Here is a 25,624-nt window from a genome sequence, read left to right as displayed (position 1 = left end):
GCGCTACGAACCAAGTCTAAAGCGAGTCATTTCATCAATTCGACTTCTTCGAAATCGAGTTCGACAGGTGTTGCACGGCCAAAGATCGAGACCGAAACCTTGACGCGGTTCTTGTCGAAATCCAGTTCCTCGACCACGCCGTTGAAGCTGGCGAACGGTCCGCTCATCACCTTCACCTGATCGCCGATTTCGTAATCGACTGCGACGCGCTTCTTCGGCGCGGCGGCCAGTTCTTCCTTGGTGTTGAGGATGCGTGCTGCTTCGGCTTCGCTGATCGGCTGCGGCTTGTTGTTCGCGCCGAGGAAGCCGGTCACCTTGGGAGTGTTCTTGACGAGGTGATAGACATCGTCATTCATGTTCAGCTTCGCCAGCACATAGCCGGGGAAGAATTTGCGCTCGGCCTTCACCTTCTTGCCACGGCGAACTTCGGTAACCTGCTCCGTAGGCACTTCAACCGATTCGACGAGCGCGGAAAGGCCCTTGCGTTCCGCTTCAGCGAGGATCTGGTCGCGAACCTTGTTTTCGAAACCCGAATAAGCGTGGATGATGTACCAGCGTGCCATGTTGTCTGTCTTTCGGCCTGAACGTTCGTGGAATTATTGCGCGAAGCTCAACAGGCCTTTTACGACCATGTTGAAAAAGGCGTCGACGCCCAGGAAGAAGACGGCAAGAATGATCGTCATAATCAGCACCATGATCGCGGTCTGTGTGGTTTCCGCACGGGTCGGCCACACGACCTTGCCGATTTCGGCACGCACCTGACGAATGAATTCACCGGGGCTGGTTTTTGCCATTTTGCTTGCTTCCTGTAATCGCGCCCACCGGATAGCCGCCATCGCTCTCGGTTTCAGGCCGGGAGCGATATAGGTTCCGATTTCGGAAAGACTAGGCCTTTAGCGCCGATTTCGCGGAGTCGCAAGCGTGAAGCTGATGTAGCCCGGGGCAAGTGAGAACGGAACGCACAACTGCACTTATTATGTCACCAAAGTGTCGCCGAAACATCGTCAAGCTTTCACAATGCGCGGTTAGCGGCGCCCCATCACTAACGCTGAATGGGGCAAAGACATGCAATTCAATCATCATCAAACCGGTCGCGCTTTCCGTATTCGTAACCTGCTTCTGGCGGGCGCTGCATTGCTGGCATCGCCTGCAATGGCACAGGAAGAGGTCGCTCCGGTCGATGAAGGCGGTGAAGGCATCCAGACCGCGCGCGAGATCGTGGTGCAGGGGCAGATTGGTTATCGCAACCGTGACGATGCAGCTGAACCAATCCTTGTTTATGATGAACAATATTTCCAGCGCTTCGAACCGCTGACCGCTGGCGATGCGCTCAAGCGCGTGCCTTCGGTCACCTTCCTGTCGGATGTGATCGAAAGCGATGGAGCGCGCTTGCGCGGGCTTGAGCCGGGCTATACGCAGATACTGATAAACGGCGAAAAGGTGCCGGGTTCGAACGCCGACCGTTCCTTCTTCCTCGACCGCATTCCCGCCGAACTCATTAAGCAGGTTGAGATCGTTCGCTCCTCATCGGCGCGCCGAACCGGCGATGCCGTTGCCGGTACACTCAACATCGTCTTGCGTGACGGCTATCAGCTGGATGGCGGCTATGTGCGCGGGGGTGCGCTGTTCTTTGACGATGGCGAGGTGAAACCCAGCGTCGGAGCGGTATTTGGCGGTGCCCTCGGCCCGGGCCGTATCCTGCTCGGTGCCAATGTGCAGGGGCGGTACAATCCGAAGCTCAAATCAAGCTTCCGCTATTCGGATTCGCCAGAAAATAACCCCGATTACGCCACCGACGATTTCGACAATCGTGAAGACCAGACCGATACCCGCGACGGCACCGATTATACCTTCAACGCATCCTATGACATTGATGGCGAAACCACCGATTTCGAACTGGCGGGCTATTATGTCAAAACCGATCGAACCGAAACCGAACGTTCCTTCGAATATAACCACCCGACCAACATCAATGGCTCGGTACGCGGGACGCCCGCCGGCAACCTTTTGACCGACAATGCCAATGTGAACGACATTGAGCAGGAAAGTTTCAGCCTTTCGGGCAAGCTGGCGCATCGATGGTCGCTCGGCGAAACCAAGTTCAAGGTCGGCTATTCACGTTTTGACGATGCGCAGGACGAGACAGAATATGAGATCGATTTCGACCGGACGACGCCGCGCTTCACCGGCGATGTCACCGCGCGCCGGATCACCGACAAGGAACTGTCGTTCAACCTCGAACATGCCTTTGACCTTTCAGACGACGTCAAACTGATTGTCGGTGGGTTCGTGCAAAACAAGGATCGCGACACGAGCATCGCTGAAGACCGGAACCGCTTCAACCTGACCACAGCCGCCCATATATGGAATCAGCAGGCAGCCAATCCGACGCAATTTGCAACGGTTCCTGATCCGCTTTTGTCGCCCCCCGGCGGCCTCAACATCATAGAGGAAGACCGGCGCGATCTGTATGCCGAAATCGAAGGCAAATCGGGCAACCTGACTTTCCTTGCCGGGGTACGCTATGAAAGCACCGATTTTTCAGTGGACGATCTGACGGTTGCACCTGCGCTTGCCGAGCAGTCCAATGACTATTCCTTCCTGTTGCCTTCGGCGTCGCTGAAGATTGACCTTCAAAATGGCGGCCGGATCACTGCATCAGTCGCGCGTACCAACCGTCGTCCGCGGCTTGATTTCCTCTCGCCTGCCCTGCTGGAGGCAGAACTGGGCGACAATGACCTGCTCGGCAATCCGGCGCTGCGCCCTGAAACTGCATGGGGTGGTGATCTGGGCTATGAGCATCGTATCGGCCGTACCGGCGTGGTGGGCGTCAACCTGTTCTACCGCAAGGTCAGCGATCTCATCGAACTCGCCAACACCGGAACCGAGGGTTCGGAAGGCCCCGGAACTTTTGTGCTGCAGCCGCAAAACACCGGTGACGGCAAGGTTTACGGCATCGAATTCGACCTTTCGACCAACCTTGGTTTCATCGGCCTCGAAAACACCGGCATCTTCGGCAACTTCTCGCTGCTCGACAGCGAAATCACCGACTTTGAAGGCAAGCGCCGCTTCAATGGCCAATCTAAATATGTCTACAATTTCGGCTTCATCCAGGATCTGCCGAAATTGGGGGCTGCTTTCGGCGCCACCTATCGCAAGCAAGGCGGGGCGTTCGACCGAATTGTGGGTGAAGAGATTTTCACCTCTTATGGTGCAGACCTCGAACTGTTCGTCGAAAAGCGGTTTGGTGAAAGCTTCACTATCCGTGCGGTCGGATCGAACCTGCTGAACGGCAAAAAGCGTGAGCGCTTCAACAAATTCACCACCATTGCCGATCAGCTTGCCCGCGATTTTGACGAATATGAGCTGGAGGCCGAGGAAGCGGGTCCGGTGTTCCAGGTCATGGCGCGGTTGGCATTCTGATGGTGCGCGCCCTGACAATTCTCGCAGCGGCGTCTCTGGCTGTACCGGCCATCGCCCAGGATGAGGTGGAAATCCCGGTTGAACAGTTGATTGCAAAGGCGCTGCCGGCCAAATCGGTGCAGGCGCGGGCGGAAACCACGCCCGTTGGCACGGCCGATGACGCGGCGGATGATCCGGCAATCTGGCGGCACCCGAGCGACCCGGCGAAAAGCCTTGTGGTCGGCACCGACAAGAAGGCTGGCATCCATGTGTTCGACATGACCGGCAAGGCGGTCTCGTTCACCCCCTCGCCGCGCCTCAATAATGTCGACCTGCGCGCCAATGTGCTGGTCAATGGAAAACCTTCGGTGCTCGTCGTCGCCAGCGACCGGCGTGATGAGGGCAATGCCGCAGCGGCGCTGTTCACGCTGGACACCGCTGCGCAGAAGCTGATCCCGATCGGCAGCCTGCCGGTTGGTCCCGGCGAGGCCTATGGCATGTGCCTTTGGCAGCGCAAAAGTAACGGTCAGGTCTATGCTTTCCTTTTCCTCAAGGATGGCCGCATCGATCAGGTCGAACTCGACCTTCGCGGAGCACAGCCGACCGGCAAGGTCGTGCGCAGCATGAAGCTGGGCACCCAATCGGAAGGCTGCGTCGTCGATGATCGCACCGGCCTGCTCTATGTGGCCGAAGAGGATGTCGGCCTGTGGCGTTTCGATGCCCGGCCCAATGGTTCGAAAAAGCCCAAACGGCTTGGCCGCACCGATGGCAAGAGGCTGGTCGCCGATGCCGAAGGACTGGCCATTGCGCCGTCAGGCAAAAGTGGCGGCTATCTGATCGCGTCGAGCCAGGGCGACTATGCCTATACGCTCTACCGCCTAAAGGACGGTCGCTATCTCGGTCGCTTCCGCATTAGCGATGGCATGGTCGACGGTGTTCAGGAAACCGACGGGCTGGAACTGGTTCTGGGCGATTTTGGACCAGATTATCCGGGCGGCCTGTTTGTCGTGCAGGATGGCGATAACGCCCCTGAGACGCAGAACTTCAAATATGTCGCATGGGCAGACGTGCTGAAAGCGCTCAAGCTCAAATAGGCTTCGCGCTCAGTGCGGTAGCCGCCTTGCGGGGTGCATGCCGTCGACATAGCCCATGAAAGGCGGATGGATCGAATAGCCGATCAGTTCACGCGCGCGCTCGGGCAAGGTCACGGCAATTTCGGGCGGGACGGCGAGGCTCATATTCTCCAGCGTGCGTGTCCAGCCGGGGCAATATTGCGGCGTGACGATGAGCCGCGGCTTGTTCGACCGGTTCGCGCCGCCGCGATGCCATAACGTGCCCTTTGCGATCATCAGCGAGCCTGATGGCATTACCGCTTTGACGGCATCGGGCCGCGCGCCGGGGTCGTCATCCTGGCTCTTTTCGGTTCGATCTTTGAATGTCGAGAAGGTGTTGCCGCCTTCTATTTGCTGCTCGGGCCAGAGGTGGCTGCCTGGAAGGATTTCTGTCGCGCCATTTTCCTCCGTGGTCTCATCGATCGTCCAGAAAGCACTGAGCCCCAGCGACTCCCGCGGGCGTGGCAGGCGGAAATGGCTGTCGTCATAATGCCAGGGCTGCACCGTTTCGCCCGGATGGATGTTGATCGCAAGGCAGGCGGAGAGCAGGCACTCGCGGCCCAATTCGGCCTCAGCAAAGGCCAGCACAAGCGGGTGGATGGCGAGGTCGGCAAAGAGCGGCGATTTGGCCAGCATCGCATAGACGCGGTTGGTCTTCAGCCCCTCGAAATCATTGCGGCCAGCTATGTTCTGTTCGAGGTGCGGCGCAAGTTCTGCCCGCAGGGCGGCAACTTTTTCCGCGCTCAGCACAGACGGGAATATCAGAAAGCCGTCGTGATCATATTGTGCGCGCAGCGTCGCAAAGCGTGCCGGATCGGCGATCGACTCTTGCCAATTCTCTCTCTCCATGACCGCAGCCTAACCCGACACGGCCCTGTGGGGAAGTGGCAACTGACGCACTTGCGCCCAGGGCTGGCGGACAAGGAACAGCGCGACCAAGGCAGCCATACCCCAGGCCACAATTGGCAAGCCCGCCCAGATATTGCGCACCACCTCTCCATGTTCATGCGGGCGGGTGGCATCGAAACCGAAATAGCCGAGCAGCGAATAAGAAAGGGTGAGTGCCAATGCATTGCCCAGTTTCTGCATCAAATTGCCGGTGGCGAAGATGAATGCCGTGCGGTCACGTCCGCAAATCTGCGCATCGACAGGGGCATAATCCGCAATCATCCCGAAAATGAAGATCAAACCCATGAAGGCGCCGCCAAGGGTGATCGTGAAGGCGGCGGATGGCAGCAATTGTCCGGCGAGAGGTAACTGCATGCCACCGATCAGCAGGAGGACGAGCGTTACGCACATCAATATCATCCCCTTGGGCTTGCCCAATTTGCGGGCTGCATAAACCCAAAGCGGCGTCGTAATCGCACCGCCGACAAAGGTGAGGAACAACAGTAGCGAGCCATATTGATCGAGCCGGAGATAGGCTTCAGCAAAGAAGATATAGGTCGCCGCCATCGCGCCAAAGGCAAAGGCGTTGAGAAAGTGCACGGCCATGATCAGCAGCAGCGAGGGCGATTGCAGGGACAGCTTGAGTTCCCTGCGCCAACCAAAACCGGGTTCGATGACCACGGGCCGGCAAGGCACCTTTTGGTTTGCGATCAACGCCAGCGGCATCGCGATCAGAACGAGGCTGACATAGGCAATGATGCGTCCTTGCAGGCTGATATCAGGCAGCAGATATTGGGCCAGCGCAGGCGCGGCGAAGGCAATGACCAATACGAGCTTCGCACTATATTCGCGTGCGCCAAACAGCCGGGCGCTCACTTCTGACCTGCCATTGGACAACGCCGATCCCCAGGCGAGGTGGGCTACGTCGAACAGGCTATAGCAGGAATAATAAAGTAACAGCAGCGGCAGCAGCGCCCAGAAATCGAGCCGGTCGCCAACCGTCACCAGAAGCGCAAGGAGAAGCATCAGTGGCAGGGCAGCCATCGCCATCCAACGGCGGTGCGGGGCGTCGCCTTTTGATTTCCTATCAATCATCGTTCCGATCAGCGGATCGACCACGCCGTCCCACAAGGTGCTAATCGAAAACATCAGGCCTACCAGCGCCACAGCCACGACCCCGCCTTCGCTGATATAGGGTGGCAGATAGATAGACAGCGGCAGGCCCATGATGGCAATCGGGCCGACGCTGGCGGAATAATAGATGGCGGTCTTGCGGCTAATGTCCGCGCTGCTGCTGTCGGTGGTCAAGCCGCTGCCGTCTTGCACGCCATTCTCCTCCCACAGCGTTGTTTACAGCTGTGTGAATAGGCTTTGGCCGCGGTTCAAGCGAAAAATGGTGCCAAAAGAGAAATGGCAGGAGTTGGGGGACTCGAACCCACGACCCTCGGTTTTGGAGACCGATGCTCTACCAACTGAGCTAAACTCCTGCGCTCCGCCGAAGCGAAGACCAGCGCCCTTAAAGCGATTCCGCGCCAGATGCAATCATCAGATGCGGGCACAATGCACCGGAATGCAAAAGGGCAGGCCTGCGGGTGCAAGCCTGCCCTTTCGAAATTGTTTTGGGTTCAGAATTTGTAGCCGAGTTCCAGGCCCCAGATGCGCGGTTCGTTGACGAAACCGGTCAGGTTGTTGAAATCGATGCCGCCCACGGCCGAGACATCGTTGGTGATGTTGCGGACAAAGGCTGCGATATCCAGCGCATCGGTGCGGTAGCCAACGCGCAGACCGCCTTCGAGCATATGATCGTCGTTAAACTCTTCCGAGGTGTAGAGGAAGAAGTTGACCTTCGAACGATAGGCCCAGTCGGTGAAGGCATAAAGCTCGCCATTGCCCATCGGAACGCCATAACCGGCGGTCCAGTTGGCAGACCATTTCGGGGCCTGGGGAAGCTGGTTGCCGTCGATCGAGTAAATGCCCGGGCTGCCTGCACGCACCGGATCGGTGACGGTGCAGCCGCCACCACAGCCGGTGATGAAGGCGTTGGGATCGTCAATCTTGGCGCGGTTGTAGCTGAGGCCAGCGGTCAGCACGAGATTGTCGACCGGGCGCGTTTCGAATTCGGCTTCGAAGCCATAACCATCGACATTGTCGGCGTTGATCAGCTTGGCTGCGTTGCTGGCGCCGCCAACCGCAGTCAACTGCGCATCGTTCAGGTCATATTTGAACACCGACAGGTTGAAGCGCGAACGTCCACCCAGATTGGCCTTCACGCCGCCTTCGAACGACAGGATGGTTTCCGAATCGGCGGTGCTGATCGCGTCCTGAACAGTGGTGAAGACAAACAACGCGCGCCCCTGGATCGAGGGTGCGCGATAGCCCTTGGCGACGCGGGCATAGAGGTTGATGTCATCGCTCGCTTCGTAGGTCGCGCTGAGATCCCAAGTCAGATTGTCATCCTTGACGCGGGCAAAGCCGGTACCGATTGCACCAAAGAAGCCGCCACGGCCAACTTCCAGACGACGCTTGTCGTTGTTGTAGCGGGCACCTGCGGTGATCGAGAATTGCTCGCTCAACGGATAGGTCAGGCTGCCGAATACGCCCCAGGCCTTCGAATTCTGCTGCTGCAGTGCGGTAACGCTAGGGACAGTGCCTGTTGGCGTGTCATAGTTATACGATGCGATTGCGAGGTCTTCGTTGAAGTAGAAGACACCAGCCTGCCAGGTCAGCCCTTCATCATTGTTCGATGCAAGGCGAACTTCCTGGGTCAGCTGGTCGAGATCGGGAACATCGTCCTGCGAGTTGGCGCTGAACGGAATGAAGCCGGGGCCAGCGGGGGTGCCGCCATCAATATCGCCGCGGCTGGTATATTTGCCGCTCCACCAGGATGTGACCGAGGTCAGCGTTGCTGGACCAAGATCCCATTCAAAGGTGCTGGCAACTTCGTACAACTTCATGCGTTGGAAGTTGAGGCCGTCGGTCTGCACTTCGCCGCGATCAAAATCGGCAGCGGCGCTGGCAAGGCCGCGCAGGTCATTGCTGCCGGGGACGAACATATTGGCTCGGAATACGCGGGCGGTACCGTTGAAATCGCGATACTGGCCTTTGACGCGCAGGCTGGTGGTTTCGGTCGGTTCGAACTGGATCTGGCCGCGGATCGCAAAGTCCTTATAGCCTTCAAGGTCGTTGTCGGCAGGGGTCGAGATATTGTCGACCCAGTCGCTGCGGCGCTGATACATGGCTGAAACGCGGGCGGAAACCTGCTCGCTCAACTGTCCGCCAATGCCGGTTTCAAGCGACAGCGAGTTGAAGCGGCCAAAGCTGCCCTTGGCGTAATTGGCACCTTCCGCATCGGGGCGAACGCTTTCAAACTTCACGATACCGGCGGGGGTGTTGCGGCCGAAAAGCGTACCTTGTGGCCCACGGAGGACTTCGACGCGCGACACGTCAAAAACTGGGAAGCCCTTCAGGATCGGGTTTTCAAGGACAACATCGTCATAAACGAGGCTGACCGGCTGCGAAGCGTTGAGGTCGAAATCGGTGTTGCCAAGGCCGCGGATATAGAAACGCGGGAAGGTGCGACCGAACGAGCTTTCGATGTTCAGGCTGGGAACGCGGCCGGCAAAGGCGCGGATATCGCCGCCGCCCGAATTGATTGCAGCGAGCTTGTCGCCCGAAACAACGTCGACCGAAAGCGGAACGTCCTGCAGATTTTCTTCGCGGCGCTGCGCGGTGACGACGATTTCGCCAAGGCCTTCATCGGCGGCAGCTTCGGTCTGCGCGAATGCCGGGGTGGCGAAACTGGTGGTGGCGATGGCAATGGCCACAAAAGACGATGCAAAGGTGCGCATGATGCTACTGCTCCCTGAAATTGCAGATGAGAGATGAAAGAGGAGGGTATTCCGGTCCCTGTTACAACTGGGCCGTGCCATTAGAACCAAATGCCGCAAGGTCAAGGAAATCCGCCGCTTTTGCGGCAGATTCCCTGCGCTATGTTGCATCCATGTTACAGTAGGAAAATGCCCGTCTAGAAGCTCATTTCACCGTAAACGCGGGAGATATCTCCACCCCATTCGTGCGTGTATTTGTCGAGCAGCACTTCGGCGGGTGTCTTGCCGCTGGCGACGACCTCACGCAGCGGATCCAGGAAGCCGCTTTCATTGTCGCCGCCGCTATTGTGGCGGTTGCGTGCGGTGAGCCCAGCGGATGCGATCTCGACGATGCGTCCGGCAATGTCGCGCAGCTTTCCGCCGCCGCCAATCGGCGCATTAAGGCCCATTTTTGGGACTGAAGAGCGGAGCAGTTCGCGTTCCTCCATCGTCCAATGTTTGACCTCATCCCATGCCGCATCAAGCGCCGACTGGTCGTAGAGTAGCCCGACCCAAAAAGCCGGCAGCGCGCAAATCTTGCTCCACGGGCCACCATCGGCTCCGCGCATTTCGAGGAAGCTCTTGAGCCGCACTTCGGGGAAGGCGGTCGACATATGGTCTTCCCAGTCAGACGCTGTTGGCTTCTCGCCGGGCAGCACCGACAGTTCGCCCTTCAGGAAATCGCGGAAGCTGTGCCCCGCTGCATCGATATATTTGCCGTCGCGATAGACAAAGTACATTGGCACATCGAGCATGTAATCGGCATAACGTTCATAGCCGAAACCGTCTTCGAACACGAAGGGCAGCATGCCGGTGCGTGCCGGATCGGTATCTGACCAGATATGGCTGCGATAGGAGAGAAAGCCGTTGGGCTTGCCTTCGAGGAACGGTGAGTTGGCGAACAGTGCCGTTGCCAGCGGCTGCAGCGCCAGCGAGGTGCGGAACTTGTGCGCCATATCGGTTTCACTCGAATAATCGAGATTGACCTGGATGGTGCAGGTGCGCAGCATCATGTCGAGGCCCATCGATCCCACCCGCGGCATGTGGCGGAGCATGATTTCGTAGCGCCCCTTGGGCATGATGGGCAGATCCGAACGCTTCTTGTCGGGCCATAGGCCAAGCCCCAAAAAGGCCTTTCCGGTCTTGTCGCCGATAGCTTTCACCTGTTGCAGGTGGCGACCGGTTTCGGCGCAGGTCTGGTGCAGGTTTTCAAGCGGTGCGCCGGATAGTTCCAACTGGCCAGCCGGTTCGAGGCTAACCGCGCCGTCCGCGCCTTTGAGCGCGATCACATTGTCGCCCTCATATACCGGCTCCCAGCCAAACTCTGTCAGCGCCATCAACAGGTCGCGAATGCCGCCTGGCTCGTCATAGGAAGGCGCATGATGATCGCCGGTGCAATAGACGAATTTCTCATGCTCGGTGCCAATGCGCCAGCGGTCCTTGGGCTTTTCACCCTTGGCCATTGCGGCGATCAGCTGATCGCGATCTTCGATTACAGGATCGTTGCGATTCGAAACTGTTTTTGTGCTCATGGCGAGGCTTTACGAGGCGCAACAAGGCTTTGCCAGCATTTTCGACGCTGGCCGAACGGGGTTCGGTGGCTAGTTTACCGTTGCATTGAAAACCAGCGCAAAACTTGAAGCGTTCAACAGCGCAGCCCGGCTAACGGTTACGGTTCCTGACGAAAAAGACGCGCCAATCGGATCGGTTTCATCGGCGCCGCTCGCATCGTCATCCTCTGCAGTCGTTGCGGTGCCGCAGCTAGATCCTGATAACATCGATCCGGCGACATAGGCCATGTTTGCCGGAATCGCGTCCGTCGCCGAAATATTGGTGGCGGTTCCAGGGCCAGCGTTGGAAATGGTGATGCAATAGCGCATTATCGCACCCGGTATCGCTTTCGGGTTCGATCCACTGATCCCATCGGAGACGACCGAGCTGATCTTGGTTACGCCAATGCTCGCCGGGGCGGCCGTCAGGAACAGATCCGACTGGAAGAACGTGCCTGAGTCCGCGTTCAGGCTATCGCAGATTTCGAGCCGCCACGTACCCGCAGCTTCCTGGCCATTGAATGCCGACAGCGCCTGAAACGGGCGGAAGGTCCTCTGATAGGGCGGAACAACTGTGGCCGCAGTAGCGGTATCATTGTTCGCTGTATGATTGGAAATGGGGGTGGCGGCTGCATCGTCGAACAACACATTCACATTGTTGCGCGTAGCACCGATATTGTTGATAAGCTGCACGCGTGTTCCCGCTGGCGATTGCAGGTAGAATTGCAGATCGCCGCGATAGGTGTGTGACATCAGCACACCAATGTTAACGTCGGCGACGGTGTAAATCTCGCTGACTGTGAAGTTGCGGACCAACGGATTGGTGCATGGGGTTGCGGTTTCATTCACCGCGCCGTCGGTTGTGTTGGTATATTGCAGCTGGGCCAAGGCGGTCTGCGGGAAGGCGCAGAGGGCGACCAACCAGATGAAAACATTCCAGCATCTCCGGACCACATCGTGCTCCGGAGCCTTTGCGGCATCTGGCGAACCAGGCCGGGCTGACAGGTACCGACGGCTGGACATCACACCCTTTATAACCCAATAGGGTTAACGGCCTGCTAAGATGCGTTTACGAATATAACCAATGATTTAAGGTTACGGCTTAGTCGACCGTTGTGTGCAGGATCATCGCAAATGTCGCGCCGGCGGCGAGCGATCCGGCCGATCCGGTAACCGTGGTACCCGCGATGTTCATTCCGAACGGATCGCTCTCATCGGTACCACTGCTGTCATCATCTTCCAGAGTGAAGGGTCCGCTGCAACTGGTTCCCGAAGCAAGGCTGCCCGCGATATAAGTCACATCGGCTGGCAGAGTATCCGTTGCCGATATGTTGGTTGCCGTAGCCGATCCTGTATTGGTCACGAGGATACAGTAGCGCACCGTTGCCCCAGGGATAGCCTTGGGGTTGGAACCGCTGACGCCGTCCGAAAGCACCGAACTGGTTTTGACCACACTCAGGCTTGGGTAGACGATGCTGAGCTCATAATCCTCGATTTCGCCAAAGCCGTGCAAGCCAGAAGATGGCGCGGAGGTAAGCGAGGAGTATCGGAAACGGGCTATCGTCACCGCAGTTCCTGTCGAGCCAATTGGTGGAGTAACGGCGAGAGCAATCACGCCATTAACGATGCCATCGCTGTCGCCGGTTCCGCCGTCGACTATGTCGGTTGCGACCTTTTCCCCGGCGTCGGCAAAGTCTCCGTCGTCGTTGAAATCGATCCAGCCAGACAAATAGCCGCCGCCCGAAACCTGCACGGATATGGACGATGCAGCACCCCAGAAGAGCGAGGGAATGGTCACGCCATCATCGACGTCCGCCGACGCGTTGGAGCTATTATAGGCTGTGGTTTCATTCGTATAGCCAGCGCCCATGCGCAGGATCGGAATGGTCCGATGGTTGGCCGCGCCATAGCTGGTACCAGTCGTTGGGGCGTCGGAAAAATCGAATGGCAAAAATATTCCATACGCGAAATGTTCTCCGCCGACATTTGCCATCGATGTGTCGAGTTGCACGGTCGAACCCGTTGTTTCCAAAAGAATCGTTCCGTTGTTGCTACCAGCGCTACCCGACCAGGATGCCGATGTCCCGGCGAGCGATACATTCAGCGCACCAACGGATTCTACGGTCTGCCATGCACTGCCCGTCGTGGTGACAGACATCGATTCACCGGTACCTGTATCCTCGGCGTCGGCAACGATGTAGCGCAATGGTACCGAAACACCATTGAGAGTTGCGCTATAGGTTACGCGATAAGCGGGATCGAGCCCGCCGACGCCGCCCAAGCCGATCGGATTTACGCCGCCATATACATTGTCGAGCGTGTCACCCCCCCAACCCCCGGATGAATAGGATGAAACAGCCGCACCTGTAATGTTTGTGACTTGCCCGGTAATCACCAAACCATCGCCTGCGTTCCAGCTTTTATTGATGATCGACCCGGATGCGAAACTGGTTGTCCCACCGCACGACCAGTCGAGCCAGAATATTTGATTCAGATATGCGCCGCTGCCGCTGGAGGCATATCCAGAGCCTGTCGATGTCGATCCCGTCGGGCAGTTATAGATGCCAGCAGTCGTGAACGAAATCGTGGCATAATCATCTTCGGTGGTCAGGCCATTATTGGGCGTTGAATCCGGGTCGGTGAGGCTGCTGGCGCTGATCTGCGCAATATTTGTTACGGTCGTGGAAGCACTGCCTGTTGCCGTACCATTGATTGTAATGCTGGCAGACGCACCCGGAGCAAGACTGCCTACAGTCCAGACGCCCGTTCCACTACTATAGCTGCCCGTCCCGCTCGCGCTGGTAAAAGTAAAACCTGCAGGAAGTGTGTCCTGAACCGTAATTCCGGTCGCAGTGGCAGTCGATGTAGTTATGGCCTCGCTGGTTACCGTCAGCGTGTAGCTCAGCGAAGCGCCTGGTGCGGGCGACGCATTGCTGACGGTCTTGGACAACGAAAGATCGGCACGCTGCGGATAGATGGTGACTTGATAATCCTCGATTTCACCGACCGTCCCGCGTCCTGTCGGGCCGACACCGGTAGCAGGTGACCAGCGGAAGCGGGCAAATCGCGTGACCTGGGTTGTCCCGGCAGGCGGCGTCACCGACAGGCGGATGACGCCATTGGCTACACCATCGGGCTCGCCTGCTCCACCATCGACGGCATTGGTGGCGGTTTGGTCCCCCGCGGGCGCAAAGCTGCCATCCCCGGCCCAGTCGATCCAGCCCTGCAACCGCCCGCCGCTGCCAGTCACGGATACGTCGATGGTTGAGGCCAATCCACGCACAAGCGTGCCGAAAGTTGCGCCATCATCATTGGTATCGGAGGAAGCGGTGGCGTTGGCGATCGGGCTGGGCGTAACGGGTGTGCCATTAAGGTTGGTGACCCCTGCATTCTCGACCGACACGCCCGCACCCATATAATATCCGCCTACGATATGGCTTGCAGCAGCGGTCGGATCGTAGCTGGCAGGGGCATCACCGAAATCTTCGTCGAGCGATACGGTGAAATTCCAACCGTCCACATTGGTCGCCGTCCCGCTGCCGCCCATCAGCATGTCGAGTTGAAACGTGACCGATGTGATCGTGCCATTCATGCGCACACTTCCGCAACCGGCCCGGTTCGTTGTGGTGCAGGAAGGTTGACCATTGATCGTTGTCGAGCGGATCTCGTCGCCGCTGATCGAGAGATTGCCATTGCTGTTGGTCACTGTGAACGTTGGCTTCGCCGCCGCTGTCCAGCTCGTCATTACCAGTGAGGTGTGGAACAAAGTCGTGCTGGAACGGTTCGCGCCAAGCCCGGAAATGTGAATGATCGGATTAGTTACCGGCTGACTGAAGGTCAGCGTCATGACGCCTCGGTTGGCGCAACGCAAAGTTGCGGTGGAACATCCCGAGGGACTGACGTCGATCTCGATGGAATCGGTGGTAGCCGAAATCGCGGGCGAAAGCTGGGCGGAGGTTACACCGCCGATGCCATTGAGCGCGATCGAATTGTCAAAAATAACCGAGTTTGCGCCGGATAGCGAAACCTGCATCGTGGTAGTGCCGGGATAGGTCTTGGTGACCGGTCCCGTGCCGCTGCTGCTCGATGGCGTCTGGTTGGCGCTAGCAAAGCCTGCGCACAGGCACAGGATGGCAGCGAACATGGCGTGCAACCAGATACGCAGCAGCGCAACCGGCTCACGTTTAAAGTTTTTTTCCTGTATTTCACGCTTTTCAAACACAGGCCCGCATTGCCCGCAATTGCTTTATTAATGATAAACAATCGTGCGATTCTGCGGCTTTCGCCATGTAAAATCTTGCCAAATCGGACCATTTGTGCGCCGGGCGTTAACCTTCATTGGCAGGGTTTAGCGCCATCCAGACAGCAATGGCCGCGACCGCGGCTGTGTCGGCGCGCAGGATATTGGGGCCAAGCGAGACGGGTACCGCGTGTGGATGCGCGCGGATTGCGGAATTCTCATCATCGCTGAAGCCACCTTCGGGGCCGATCAAGATCGCCGACCTTGTATGCCCGCCCGCCCTCAGCACCTCTGCCAGCGGTTCCCCGCCGCGTTCGTCGCAAAACAGCAAGCTGCGGTCGGATGGCCAGCCCCGCAGCAGCGCATCCAATTTGGACAGGTCTGCGATTTCGGGGAGCGCCGTTCGCTCGCATTGCTCGGCGGCTTCGATCATCTGGCTGCGCAGCCGGTCTACTTTCAGCTTGTCGGCAACACAGCGCTGCGTCAGAACTGGCACGAAACGCGCGATCCCCAATTCGCAGCTTTTCTCCGCAATCCAGTCGAGCCGATCTTTCTTGATCAGCGCCTGGCAGAGCCACAGGTCAGGCGCTTCCTCCCGCTCGCGCAGTTTCGCTTCGACCGTTACGACAAGGTCGCGCTTACCGGTAGCGGCAACAGTCGCCAGATATTCGCCTGTCCGGTCGTCGAATAGTTTGACCGGCGCGCCCTCTTTCAGCCGCATCACATGCAACAGGTAATGCGCCTGTCCGCCCTCAATGCGCAGCTCGCTACCCTCCGTCAGCGCTTCGTCAACGAAGAGGCGCGGGGTTGAATACGGGGGCCAGGCGGGGGTTTGAACCATCGCCCAAGCATAGCCTTCGACAAGCAGCGGGCAAGGCGTTATGTCAGATTCGATGTCCGCAACCGCTCCCCCAGACACAGAAATTCAAGGCCTTGTCCGCCTGTTGCCGGTAAGCGTTCGGCCGTTCGCCTTGCTCGCACGCTTTGATCGCCCCATTGGCTGGTGGCTGCTCTTCTGGCCCTGCGTCTATGGGCTGACACTTGCTGGCGGCGCGTTCAGCCATTGGTATCTGGTCCTCTGGATGCTGCTCGGCGCGATTGCGATGCGCGGGGCGGGCTGTGTCTATAATGACATTGTAGACCGCGATCTTGATGCCAAGGTGGCGCGTACGGCAAGCCGGCCACTGGCCAGCGGCGCGGTCAGCATGAAGGCGGCGTGGGGCTGGCTGTTGCTGCTGTGCGGCATCGGCCTTCTGGTGCTTGTGCAATTGCGTATCGAGGCGATTTTCGTCGCATTGTGCAGCCTTGCATTGGTTGCTGCCTATCCCTTCATGAAGCGCATCACCTGGTGGCCGCAATTGTGGCTCGGGCTGGTGTTCAGTTGGGGCGTGCCGGTCGGATGGGTGGCGGTCACGGGCAGGGCGGACGCCGCCATGCTCTGGCTCTATGGCGGCACGATATTCTGGGTTGTCGGCTATGACACGATCTACGCGATGCAGGACCGGGAGGATGACGCGCTGGTCGGCATCCGTTCAACCGCGCTGCGCATGGGTGAACATATCCGCAGCGGAGTTGCCCTTTGCTATCTGCTGGCACTCGCCGGATGGGGCATGGCGGTCTGGAGCGTGCGACCGCAAGGTCAGGCGCTGGTCGCGCTCGCGCCTGCCGCTTTCCACTTGGCATATCAAATCGCTTCGCTCAAAAAGGATGGGAGCAATGCGCTCGGCCATTTCCGGTCGAACAAGGTAACAGGGCTGCTGGTTGCACTCGCCTGCCTTGTCGTTGGCGCTTCAGGCTAAAACGGAGGAGAGTTTATGGGCAACAGGCGGCTGGGCAAAAGCGCGATTGTCGTTTCCGACATTTGCATGGGCACGATGACCTTCGGGTCCCAGGCGGATGAGGCAGTCGCGCACCGCGTGATGGACATGAGCCTCGACGCAGGCATCAATTTTTTCGATACTGCCGAGGGCTATCCTGTGCCGCCCGATGTCAAATGGGTTGGCCGCACCGAGGAAATCGTCGGCCGCTGGCTGAAGGGCAAGAACCGCGATGCCATCATCATCGCCACCAAAGTTTCGGGCCCTAGCCATGTCTGGTTCAAATCGCCCAAGCGCGGCGGGATGACGGCACTCGACCGGAGGCAGATTACCGTCGCCGTAGAAGACAGCCTGCGCCGGTTGCAGACCGATTACATCGATCTTTATCAGACGCACTGGCCCGACCATGGCACACCCTATGAGGAAACGATGGAGGTGCTGGACGAGCTGGTTCGCGCAGGCAAAGTGCGCATTCTGGGTTGCTCCAATGAAACCAGCTGGGGCTTGATGAAGTCGATTCAGGCGTCCGAGCGATTGGGCGTCGCCCGGTACCAGACGATCCAGAATAATTTCTCAATCAACAACCGTCGGTTCGAGGATGAACTGGCGCAAGTCTGCCGCGAAGAAGGCGTCAGCCTGATCCCCTATTCGCCGCTGGCTGGCGGGGTTCTTTCGGGCAAATATCAGGATGGCGCCCGCCCCGAGGGGGCGCGCTTCACCCGCTATATGGATATGGCCGACGCGCGTCAGGCAGCGATGGCCATGCGCTTTGCCGGGCCGCGTGCGCTTGAATCGACCGCCAAGATTTTGGAGATTGCCAAGGAAGCCGGGATGTCACCTGTGACGCTGGCGACCGCATGGTCGAAACAGCATGATTTCGTCGCCTCGACCATCGTCGGGGTGAGCAGCGTAGAACAATGCGCCGAAATTTTTGCGGCTAATGATCTGGTTCTGCCCGCCGATGTGATGAAAGCCATCCACAAGGTGACTAAGGAAATCCTCTACCCTATGGGGTAGGGGTTATTCCGCCGCCAACAACTGCTCTGCACCGCCCAGATCGACGCTGACAAGGCGCGATACGCCCTGTTCGACCATCGTCACGCCAAACAGGCGGTGCATGCGGCTCATCGTCACGGCATTGTGGGTGACGATCAGATAGCGGGTATCGGTTTCGCGCGTCATCGCGTCGAGAAGATCGCAGAAGCGTTCGATATTGGCGTCGTCGAGTGGAGCGTCCACTTCGTCGAGCACACAGATCGGCGCGGGATTGGTCAGGAAGAGCGCGAAGATGAGCGCAACGGCGGTCAGCGCCTGTTCGCCGCCCGAAAGCAGCGTCAGCGATTGCAGTTTCTTGCCTGGCGGCTGCGCAAAGATTTCGAGGCCCGCTTCGAGCGGATCATCGCTGTCGATCAGCGCGAGGTGCGCCTGGCCGCCATTGAACAATGTCGTGAACAGCCGCTGGAAATGCTGGTCGACCGTTTCGAACGCGGCAAGCAAGCGGGTGCGGCCTTCGCGATTGAGGCTGCCGATCGAGCCGCGCAGCCGATTTATGGCCTGCGTCAGTTCCTCGCTTTCGCTTTGCCCCTTCTCGATTTCGGTTTCGAGTTCGACCAGTTCGTCGGCGGCGATCAGATTGACCGGGCCGATCCGTTCGCGATCAAATTGCAGCTTTTCCAGACCGTTTGATTCCAGCGACGCATCGCCGAGTTCGCTTTCTTCAAAGCCATGCTTCTCAGGCAACAGCGGCGGCGGGCATTCGAAGCGCTCGCCTGATATTCCGGCCATTTCGCGGCGGCGGGCGTCCTGATTTTCGGCGCGGGCCTCGGCCCCGGCGCGTTGTTCACGTGCGGTGGATACGGCTTCGGCAGCCGCAGCCAATTGGGCTTCGAGCGCCTTCAGCGAGGTTTCGCTCGCCTGCTCGGCAGCCTGTAGCGCGGCGAGTTTTTCGCCTACCGCCGCCTTGTCAGCTTCCAGCGTGGTCAGTTCGTGCGCGATGATATCGGGCTTGCCGACAATCGTTTCCAGCTCGCTCGCAATTTCAGCGCTGCGTTTGTTCATTTCGGCGATGCGCCGCTCGGCTTCACCCGCCCGTTCCTGCCAGCCGCGAATTTCGGCCTGCGCCACTGCACGCCGTTCCCGCTGCTGTGCGATTTTCTGGTCGAGGCCGGAAAGGTCGGCCTGCGCCCGCACGAACAATTGCCGTAACGACTCTCCTTCGCTGGTCAGCGCGGCAACAAGTGCACGTTGCTGCTCACCGTCAGGCAGTTCGGCGCGCGCCTTGTCGGCTGACTCAAATTCGAGTCGGGCTTGCGTGGCTTCCTGTTCGGCCAGCTCGCTCCGCTCGGCCAGTGCTGTCGCCGCCTGTTGTGCGCGCGTCAGCGCGTCCTCGGCCCGGTCGGCATCGCGCAGCGCTTGCCGCAGCGCGGTTTCGGTTGCCGACTGTGCCGAAGCTACACGCCGTGCCTCATCCTGCGCCGCAACGATTCGCTCTCCGAGCGCATCGAGAACGGCGGCCTGTTCATTGGCTTTGGCCTCCGCTGCCGGAATGGCTTCGAATAGAGCCTCCAATCGGTTGGCTCGTTCGAGTTGTTCTGCTGCCGCTGCACCATCATCCTCGGCGGCAAAGCCATCCCAGCGGCGCAGCTTGCCATCGCGGGTGACCAGTCGCTCGCCTATCTCCAGCATCGCGCCATCGTCTGTGTCGACCACGCGCACCATGGCTAGGCGCAGCGCCAGTTCGCTGGGTGCCTCGACCACATCCGAGAGGCGTTCGCCCGATAGCTTTGGTGGAACCGACGTGAAGCCCTGCCAGCGCCGTCCGATAACTCCGCCAACTGCTGCGTTCAGATCGTCGCCCAGCGCTGCCGCCAGCGCGCGTTCATAGCCGGGCTTGACCTTGATGCGGTCGAGCGCACGGTTGTCGCTGCTTTTTGAAGTTGCGCGTTCGAGAGCGTTCTTCTCACTTAGCAGGGCAGCCAGATCGGCCTTGGCACTGGCGAGAGCGCTTTGTGCGCCATCGCGTTCAGCAACCAGCGCTGCACGTGCGGTCTCGGCGGCTTCGATCGCCATCGCCTGCTGCTCAAGCTCGACCTGCAACCGCCCGGCCTCGTCGCGAGCTTTATCCCGCACCGTCGCCAGTTCGGCCTCGTCGCCGAGCGCTGACCTCTCTGCGTCGAGCCGCGCCTTGTCCCGTTCGGCACGGTCGACGCGGGCTCGGGCATTGTTCAGCGCTGCCTCGGCAACACGCAGTTCGGCTTCGGCTCGTGCCTGCTCGGCCACTGCCTTGGCCAGTTTCACTTCGCCTTCACGCGTTGCGCGTTCGGAATCATCAAGTGCGCGGGTAAGCCGTGGACGTTCTTCCTCGCTCGCCTTGATTGTCTCGGCGAGCGTTGCGGCTTCAGCCTGCAACCGGGCCAACGCCTCAGCGGCGTCATGGGTCAACTTGCCCTCGCGCGCGCCATCTTCTTCGATACGACGGCCTTGGGCGGTGAGATCTGCCTGACGTTGGATCAGCCTGTCGCGTTCGCCGGTGAGTTGCACCAGCCGATTCGATAGATCGCTCGCCGCATCACGCGCCGCCATCGCCGCAGCCCGGTCATCGGCCAGCTTGCGGACAGCATCCTGCTGCTGTTCGGCCAAAGTGCGCTGGCGGATAGAGGCCTCCTCGACCGCTTTGCCAGCTGCGTCGGCTTCCGCCCGTGCAGCTTCCGCCGATGCTTTGGCCTCTCGCCAGCGAACGAAGATCAGCCGTGCTTCGGCCTGCGTGATCTCACCCGACAATTTGCGGTAACGCTCGGCCTGTCGCGCCTGTTTCTTCAGGCTTTGCGCGCGCGCATCCATATCGCCCAATATCGTCGCCAAGCGATTGAGGTTGGTCTCTGCCGCGCGCAATTTCTGCTCGGCATCTTTGCGGCGCACATGCAGGCCAGAAATCCCAGCCGCCTCTTCGAGCATCATGCGCCGTTCTTGCGGCTTGGCGGAAATGATTGAGCCGATTCGACCCTGACTGACCAGCGCAGGGCTGTGCGCACCGGTGGCCGCGTCAGCAAAGATCAGTGCGATGTCTTTCGCACGCACATCGCGGCCATTGGCGCGATAGGCGCTGCCCGCGCCACGTTCGATCCGGCGGACGACTTCGAGTTCCTGATCGTCGTCATTGGCAATTATACCGGGGATATTCTCATCAGGCCCATGTTCGGCGAGCAGCGTGACCTCAGCGAAATCGCGCGACGGGCGTTGCGCGGTGCCGGCGAAGATCACATCCTCCATCCCGCCGCCGCGCATTGACTTGGGCGAGTTTTCACCCATCACCCATCGGAGGGCCTCTAGCAGGTTCGATTTACCGCACCCATTGGGGCCGACCACACCGGTCAGCCCGGCCTCGATATGCAGCTCGGTTGGCTCAACAAAGCTTTTGAAGCCTGTCAGTTTGAGCCGCTTGATCCGCATATGTCCCCCGACGCGGTGCCCGAAGGCTTACCGCGCGCCAGCCTCTTGCAGCTTGCCCTTGACCTGCGGCCACGCGGTCACGTCGAGGCGCGCGCCGTTGAGATAGAAGGTCGGCGTGCCCTGGATGGTGTATTTCTTGCCATATTCGGCGGTCAGGTCGGCAAGTTTCTGCATTTCGGCGGTGTCGGAAAGGCAGGCCTTGCTCTGGTCGCGCGAAACACCCCGCTGGGCAAAGAACTCAACGATACCCACGGCATCTGCCAGGGCAAAGAAGCGCTCGCCACCCTTTAGCGACGTTATTTTCGCTTCCAGTGCCTTGTCGGTGCCGATCTTGTTGGCATTTTCGAACAATGTTTCCTGGAAGCCCATAAACTGTTCGGTCAAAGGCAGCATCGCCTCATTCGCGCCGCAACGGGTGACGCGCGCCGCCATAAGGTCAAATTCATCGCGGACGAAATTGCGGAATTCGTAGGAAATCTTACCATTGTTGATGAAATTGTCGTGCAGGTCGGTCCCAGCATCGTTGCTGAACTGAGCACAGACATGGCAGGTGAGCGAAGCATATTCGACCAGTTTGATTTTTGCATCGGGGTTGCCGATCAGATAGCCGCCCTCGGCCGTCTTGCTGACTACATCGATCCATTGCTTGCCAGCGGGCGGAGCGACGGCGGTTACCGGTTCGCCCTTGGGTGCTTCGCCAGTTTCGCTGCCACCACAGGATGCGAGGGCCAGCGCGGCGATGGAAGCGGTGAGGATTTTCAGACTGCGCATATTTTGATGTCCTTTGCGTCGTTGAAATTCAGGGAGCGAGATGGGTCTTGATGGTCGCGAAGTCGTGACCTTCGATGACCTTGCCATTGACCAGCAAGGTCGGCGTCGAGTTGATTTTCAGTTTTTCGGTGGCTTCGTCGGTCATCGCGATAACCGCATTAAACGCCGCCTTGTCCGCGAGGCAGACCTTGGCTTGCGCAGCGGTGACGCCCCGCTGTGCCATGATCTTGTCCAGCCCGAGTTCGGTATAGGCGCCCTGCATGAAGCCGACGATATTCTTCGCCTCCAGCAAGGCAATCGTCGCCTTGCCGAGCATGCTGCCATTGGCCCATTGCGCCTGCGTTGCCATCAGGTGCCGGTGATTGCCGAAAAAGCGCCCCTTGCCGCCGCAGCGCGCGAGCATCGCAGCGGTCAAATCCATCGGGTCGCGCACCAGATTGCGGATTTCAAAGCTGACCTTGCCGGTTGCGACAAACTGGTTCTTGATCTGAGGCGCATCGTCGATTTCGAAATGCGCGCAATGGCCGCAAGTGTAGCTGGCATATTCGACCAGCTTGGTCGGCGCGGCGGGATTGCCGATGACATGGCTGCCCTTGGCCGTGGTGCTGAAGGCCAGCAGCCAGTTGGTCTTTGCGGGGGCTGCGATCAGCGCCGCGCTGCCCAGCGTTGCGGCAGCGATCAGGATCAGCGATGTACGGAAAACAGTCGGGAATCGGGTGGCCATCTTTGCCTCTAAATTGGACCGCTGCATCTGCATTCACTCGCCCTCTTTGGCAAGGCTTTTTGCCAGATTCTGGAGGACTGCCTGCAATTCCGGGTCGGCAATTTCGCGAAGAGAATCCCCCAACTCAGCAGACGGCGCGCGAAGAACGGGTGCCGCGCTGACTTTCGGCCTGGGTTCGGTGCGTTGCACCTGCCCGTGGCGCATCTTCACCTTGGCCACGGCATCATAGCCGAAAAAGCGGTTCACCCGCTCGATGATTTCAGGGATGACGTGCTGGATCATCACCGCATGCGCACCTTCGACCACCAGCTCCAACGTACCACCGGCTTTTTGGCCAGCGGGAAAGCGGATCATTTCAGGGGCGGTCACATCGGCATAGCGCGGGCCTACAATTTCATCCCAGCGGCTAACGACCGAGCTTTGTACAAAGCCAAAGCGGCGAAAGGCGGCGCGGCCAATGTCGGGGACAAGATCGGAAACCGCGCGCGCTTCGCCGCCGCGCCGCCGTTCAAAAACGGGCTTGGCGGCAGCTTTTGCCTTTTTGGCTGCGGTTGATGGCTTGCCTTCCTCCATGAGCCGGTTATCGCATTTTGCATGGCTTCCGTCCAACAGCGTGATGACTTTTCTGGGGATATCGCCAGCGCCTTGCTCGGCCATTATGATCGGCATGCGCGTGAGCTCCCTTGGCGATCACCTCCCGGAATGCCGCCGCCCGATCCCTATCGGGTATGGCTGTCAGAGGTGATGCTGCAACAGACCACGGTTGCCGCAGTCATCGGCTATTTCGAAAAGTTCACGCGCCGCTGGCCGGATTTCACCACGCTGGCTGCTGCCGACGATGCCGATGTCATGGCCGCATGGGCGGGGCTGGGCTATTATAGCCGCGCGCGGAACCTGCTGAAATGCGCTCGCGCAGTGGTCGTGGAGCATGGCGGGCAACTCCCTGCACATTCAGCTGCGCTGGCGAAGCTTCCCGGCATCGGGCCTTATACTGCAGCCGCGATTGCCGCGATTGCATTCAGCGAACGCGCCTCCGTGGTCGATGCGAATGTTGAAAGGGTGGTGGCGCGGTTGTTCGCTATCGAAACGCCGTTGCCTGCCGCGAAACCGGAGATACGCATAGCGGTAGACGCGATCACGCCTGACGACAGGCCCGGCGATTTCGCCCAAGCGATGATGGATCTGGGGGCAAGTCTTTGTTCAGTGCGCAACCCCCAGTGCCTGCTCTGCCCGCTGCAATCGCGTTGTGTGGCACATAAGGCGGGGTTCGCCGAGACGCTACCCCGCAAGGGCCCCAAGAAGGCCAAGCCCGAACGCGCGGGCACCGCTTGGTGGATTGAACGCAACGATCATGTCTGGCTGGTCCGCCGACCTGATCGCGGTATGCTCGGCGGGATGCGCAGCCTGCCCGATGATGGCTGGAATTCCCGCGCAAATGGCGACTCGCAGCCGCCTTTTGCGGCCAACTGGAATGCTGTGCCGGGCGAAGTCGCGCATGTCTTCACCCATTTCCGCCTGACGTTGCGGCTTGCCGCTACGGCAGCGCCGGTCGAAGAAAGCAGCTTGCCGCCGGGCGAATGGTGGCCGCTGAAATCATTGGACAGCGCCGGTTTGCCGACCTTATTCAGCAAGGCAGCTAAGCTTGCCATCAGAGCGAGAGAGAAATTTTAGAGGAGAGAGCATGTCCGAAGCACAAACAGCGTTGATGCAACCCAGCCGTCGCGGTTTCCTTTCGATGGCCGGGCTTGGCGCGATGGCGACTATGCTGCCGACACCTGCATGGAGTTTCCTCGCGCAGGAATATCCGACTCTAAAATCGCAGGTTGAGGGCTATGTTGCAGGCAAGAAAGCGGCGGGTGTTGTCGCGGCCATCGGTCGCGGTGTTGCGGCGCCTGAAATCGTTGCGGCCGGCACATTGGCCATTGGCGATCCGACACCGGTCGATATCGACACCTTGTTCCGTGTCTATTCGATGACCAAGCCGGTCACCGGCATGGCGGCGATGATTCTGGTCGGCGATGGCAAAATAAAGCTCGATCAACCGATTGCCGATTTCCTGCCCGAATTTGGCCAGATGCGCGTGCTCACCAGCCCCGACAGCAGCCTCGATTCTGCGCCCGCAAAGACACAGATCACGCTGCGTCATTTACTGACGCACACGGCTGGGCTTGGCTATTCGATTATCACCAAGGGGCCGCTCTTAAAGGCCTATATGGACAATGGCATCACCCCCGGCGCGATCAGCCGGATGCCAATTCCGGGCTTTGAACCCGGCGCTCCGACGCCGGACCTCAAGACCTTTGCCGAGCGCGTTGCGAAGTTGCCACTGATTGCCGAGCCGGGTACCAAATGGAGCTATTCGATTTCGCTCGACCTGCTGGGCCGGGTGATCGAAGTCGCGAGCGGCATGGAGTTTGAAGCCTTCCTAAAGGCGCGCCTGTTCGATCCGCTCAAAATGTCGAGTACCTATTTTCAGGTGCCGCAATCCGAGGTGAAACGCTTTGCCACCAACTATGCGGTGTTTGGCGGCGCGTTGATCCCGATTGATCCTGCCGCAACCAGTATCTATCTCGACAAGCCCGCCTTTGCCTTTGGCGGGGCCGGGCTGGTCTGTTCGACCCGCGATTATGATCGCTTTCTGGCGATGCTGCTGAACGGCGGCGAGTTGGACGGTGCGCGGGTGATGGCGCCTGAAATAGCCGCGCTTGGAATGTCTGACCTGCTACCGGCCGGTGTCAGCACTGACGGAACCTTTGCCCATGGCGCGGGCCTCGGCGCAGGCGGGCGCGTCGGCCGCGGTGCAAC

19 protein-coding genes and 1 tRNA gene are annotated in these 25,624 nt (G+C 59.4%); 6 read left to right on the top strand and 14 right to left on the bottom strand.

Annotated features, from left to right (window positions below):
* Window positions 1-26 precede the first annotated feature (26 nt).
* The gene (nusG, locus tag Q0239_RS08430; RefSeq protein WP_298601143.1) at window positions 27-563 is read right to left on the bottom strand and encodes a transcription termination/antitermination protein NusG; all 537 of its coding nucleotides are present in this window, start codon (window positions 561-563) and stop codon (window positions 27-29) included.
* A gap of 33 nt (window positions 564-596) precedes the next feature.
* Window positions 597-794: a preprotein translocase subunit SecE gene (secE, locus tag Q0239_RS08425; protein ID WP_298601141.1), complete on the bottom strand. Its 198-nt coding sequence runs from the start codon at window positions 792-794 to the stop codon at window positions 597-599.
* A 271-nt stretch (window positions 795-1,065) separates the two neighbouring features.
* Here secE and Q0239_RS08420 point away from each other — a divergent pair, with 271 nt between their 5' ends.
* Both Q0239_RS08420 and Q0239_RS08415 read left to right on the top strand, forming a co-directional pair.
* Window positions 1,066-3,423: a TonB-dependent siderophore receptor gene (locus Q0239_RS08420; RefSeq protein WP_298601139.1), complete on the top strand. Its 2,358-nt coding sequence runs from the start codon at window positions 1,066-1,068 to the stop codon at window positions 3,421-3,423.
* On the top strand, window positions 3,423-4,496 hold the full coding sequence (locus tag Q0239_RS08415; RefSeq protein ID WP_298601136.1) for a phytase: 1,074 nt from the start codon (window positions 3,423-3,425) through the stop codon (window positions 4,494-4,496). The genes Q0239_RS08420 and Q0239_RS08415 overlap by 1 nt, the downstream gene beginning before the upstream one ends.
* Window positions 4,497-4,505: 9 nt before the next feature.
* Here Q0239_RS08415 and Q0239_RS08410 read toward each other — a convergent pair whose 3' ends face one another.
* From Q0239_RS08410 to Q0239_RS08375, 8 genes are all read right to left on the bottom strand, one after another.
* Window positions 4,506-5,363: a phytanoyl-CoA dioxygenase family protein gene (locus Q0239_RS08410; protein WP_298601133.1), complete on the bottom strand. Its 858-nt coding sequence runs from the start codon at window positions 5,361-5,363 to the stop codon at window positions 4,506-4,508.
* Between the two features lie 9 nt (window positions 5,364-5,372).
* Window positions 5,373-6,728 carry an MFS transporter gene (locus Q0239_RS08405; RefSeq protein WP_298601130.1) on the bottom strand — a complete coding sequence of 452 codons (1,356 nt, stop codon included), beginning with the start codon at window positions 6,726-6,728 and terminating at the stop codon, window positions 5,373-5,375.
* Between the two features lie 85 nt (window positions 6,729-6,813).
* Window positions 6,814-6,889: transfer RNA gene (locus tag Q0239_RS08400), tRNA-Trp, on the bottom strand.
* A 138-nt stretch (window positions 6,890-7,027) separates the two neighbouring features.
* Complete coding sequence (locus Q0239_RS08395; protein WP_298601127.1) at window positions 7,028-9,250, bottom strand: TonB-dependent receptor; 2,223 nt, start codon at window positions 9,248-9,250, stop codon at window positions 7,028-7,030.
* Window positions 9,251-9,426: 176 nt separating this feature from the next.
* Complete coding sequence (locus Q0239_RS08390; protein ID WP_298601124.1) at window positions 9,427-10,800, bottom strand: glutamate--cysteine ligase; 1,374 nt, start codon at window positions 10,798-10,800, stop codon at window positions 9,427-9,429.
* Between the two features lie 69 nt (window positions 10,801-10,869).
* On the bottom strand, window positions 10,870-11,841 hold the full coding sequence (locus Q0239_RS08385) for a proprotein convertase P-domain-containing protein (RefSeq protein WP_298601121.1): 972 nt from the start codon (window positions 11,839-11,841) through the stop codon (window positions 10,870-10,872).
* Between the two features lie 79 nt (window positions 11,842-11,920).
* The gene (locus Q0239_RS08380; protein ID WP_298601117.1) at window positions 11,921-15,040 is read right to left on the bottom strand and encodes a GEVED domain-containing protein; all 3,120 of its coding nucleotides are present in this window, start codon (window positions 15,038-15,040) and stop codon (window positions 11,921-11,923) included.
* Between the two features lie 106 nt (window positions 15,041-15,146).
* Complete coding sequence (locus Q0239_RS08375; protein ID WP_298601115.1) at window positions 15,147-15,899, bottom strand: 16S rRNA (uracil(1498)-N(3))-methyltransferase; 753 nt, start codon at window positions 15,897-15,899, stop codon at window positions 15,147-15,149.
* 52 nt (window positions 15,900-15,951) lie between these two features.
* Here Q0239_RS08375 and ubiA point away from each other — a divergent pair, with 52 nt between their 5' ends.
* Both ubiA and Q0239_RS08365 read left to right on the top strand, forming a co-directional pair.
* Complete coding sequence (gene ubiA, locus Q0239_RS08370; protein WP_298601111.1) at window positions 15,952-16,857, top strand: 4-hydroxybenzoate octaprenyltransferase; 906 nt, start codon at window positions 15,952-15,954, stop codon at window positions 16,855-16,857.
* 15 nt (window positions 16,858-16,872) lie between these two features.
* Window positions 16,873-17,892 carry an aldo/keto reductase gene (locus Q0239_RS08365; protein WP_298601108.1) on the top strand — a complete coding sequence of 340 codons (1,020 nt, stop codon included), beginning with the start codon at window positions 16,873-16,875 and terminating at the stop codon, window positions 17,890-17,892.
* A 3-nt stretch (window positions 17,893-17,895) separates the two neighbouring features.
* Here Q0239_RS08365 and smc read toward each other — a convergent pair whose 3' ends face one another.
* From smc to Q0239_RS08345, 4 genes are read right to left on the bottom strand one after another with little or no spacing between them, the layout of a single operon-like run.
* On the bottom strand, window positions 17,896-21,324 hold the full coding sequence (gene smc / locus Q0239_RS08360; RefSeq protein WP_298601105.1) for a chromosome segregation protein SMC: 3,429 nt from the start codon (window positions 21,322-21,324) through the stop codon (window positions 17,896-17,898).
* Window positions 21,325-21,351: 27 nt separating this feature from the next.
* The gene (locus Q0239_RS08355; protein ID WP_298601101.1) at window positions 21,352-22,095 is read right to left on the bottom strand and encodes a thioredoxin domain-containing protein; all 744 of its coding nucleotides are present in this window, start codon (window positions 22,093-22,095) and stop codon (window positions 21,352-21,354) included.
* 28 nt (window positions 22,096-22,123) lie between these two features.
* Window positions 22,124-22,846, bottom strand: coding sequence for a thioredoxin domain-containing protein (locus Q0239_RS08350; protein WP_298601099.1), 723 nt, complete (start codon window positions 22,844-22,846; stop codon window positions 22,124-22,126).
* A gap of 6 nt (window positions 22,847-22,852) precedes the next feature.
* The gene (locus Q0239_RS08345) at window positions 22,853-23,392 is read right to left on the bottom strand and encodes a DUF721 domain-containing protein (RefSeq protein WP_298601096.1); all 540 of its coding nucleotides are present in this window, start codon (window positions 23,390-23,392) and stop codon (window positions 22,853-22,855) included.
* 21 nt (window positions 23,393-23,413) lie between these two features.
* Between Q0239_RS08345 and Q0239_RS08340 the strand changes: the two genes are divergently transcribed.
* Window positions 23,414-24,490, top strand: a complete 1,077-nt coding sequence (locus Q0239_RS08340; protein ID WP_298601091.1) for an A/G-specific adenine glycosylase — start codon at window positions 23,414-23,416, stop codon at window positions 24,488-24,490.
* Window positions 24,491-24,500: 10 nt separating this feature from the next.
* Window positions 24,501-25,624, top strand: a 1,124-nt coding sequence (locus Q0239_RS08335) for a serine hydrolase (RefSeq protein WP_298601089.1), incomplete at its 3' end; no start/stop codon positions are given.

The organism is uncultured Sphingorhabdus sp., assembly GCF_937872355.1.
Lineage (GTDB): Bacteria > Pseudomonadota > Alphaproteobacteria > Sphingomonadales > Sphingomonadaceae > Sphingorhabdus_B.
This window is presented reverse-complemented; position numbering and strand designations above follow the sequence as displayed.

Coding starts and splice junctions, on each gene's coding strand:
- nusG (WP_298601143.1), bottom strand. CDS start 563: ATGGCACGCTGGTACATCATCCACGCTTATTCGGGTTTCGAAAACAAG.
- secE (WP_298601141.1), bottom strand. CDS start 794: ATGGCAAAAACCAGCCCCGGTGAATTCATTCGTCAGGTGCGTGCCGAA.
- Q0239_RS08420 (WP_298601139.1), top strand. CDS start 1,066: ATGCAATTCAATCATCATCAAACCGGTCGCGCTTTCCGTATTCGTAAC.
- Q0239_RS08415 (WP_298601136.1), top strand. CDS start 3,423: ATGGTGCGCGCCCTGACAATTCTCGCAGCGGCGTCTCTGGCTGTACCG.
- Q0239_RS08410 (WP_298601133.1), bottom strand. CDS start 5,363: ATGGAGAGAGAGAATTGGCAAGAGTCGATCGCCGATCCGGCACGCTTT.
- Q0239_RS08395 (WP_298601127.1), bottom strand. CDS start 9,250: ATGCGCACCTTTGCATCGTCTTTTGTGGCCATTGCCATCGCCACCACC.
- Q0239_RS08390 (WP_298601124.1), bottom strand. CDS start 10,800: ATGAGCACAAAAACAGTTTCGAATCGCAACGATCCTGTAATCGAAGAT.
- Q0239_RS08385 (WP_298601121.1), bottom strand. CDS start 11,841: ATGTCCAGCCGTCGGTACCTGTCAGCCCGGCCTGGTTCGCCAGATGCC.
- Q0239_RS08375 (WP_298601115.1), bottom strand. CDS start 15,899: ATGGTTCAAACCCCCGCCTGGCCCCCGTATTCAACCCCGCGCCTCTTC.
- ubiA (WP_298601111.1), top strand. CDS start 15,952: ATGTCCGCAACCGCTCCCCCAGACACAGAAATTCAAGGCCTTGTCCGC.
- Q0239_RS08365 (WP_298601108.1), top strand. CDS start 16,873: ATGGGCAACAGGCGGCTGGGCAAAAGCGCGATTGTCGTTTCCGACATT.
- smc (WP_298601105.1), bottom strand. CDS start 21,324: ATGCGGATCAAGCGGCTCAAACTGACAGGCTTCAAAAGCTTTGTTGAG.
- Q0239_RS08355 (WP_298601101.1), bottom strand. CDS start 22,095: ATGCGCAGTCTGAAAATCCTCACCGCTTCCATCGCCGCGCTGGCCCTC.
- Q0239_RS08350 (WP_298601099.1), bottom strand. CDS start 22,846: ATGCAGCGGTCCAATTTAGAGGCAAAGATGGCCACCCGATTCCCGACT.
- Q0239_RS08345 (WP_298601096.1), bottom strand. CDS start 23,392: ATGGAGGAAGGCAAGCCATCAACCGCAGCCAAAAAGGCAAAAGCTGCC.
- Q0239_RS08340 (WP_298601091.1), top strand. CDS start 23,414: ATGGCTTCCGTCCAACAGCGTGATGACTTTTCTGGGGATATCGCCAGC.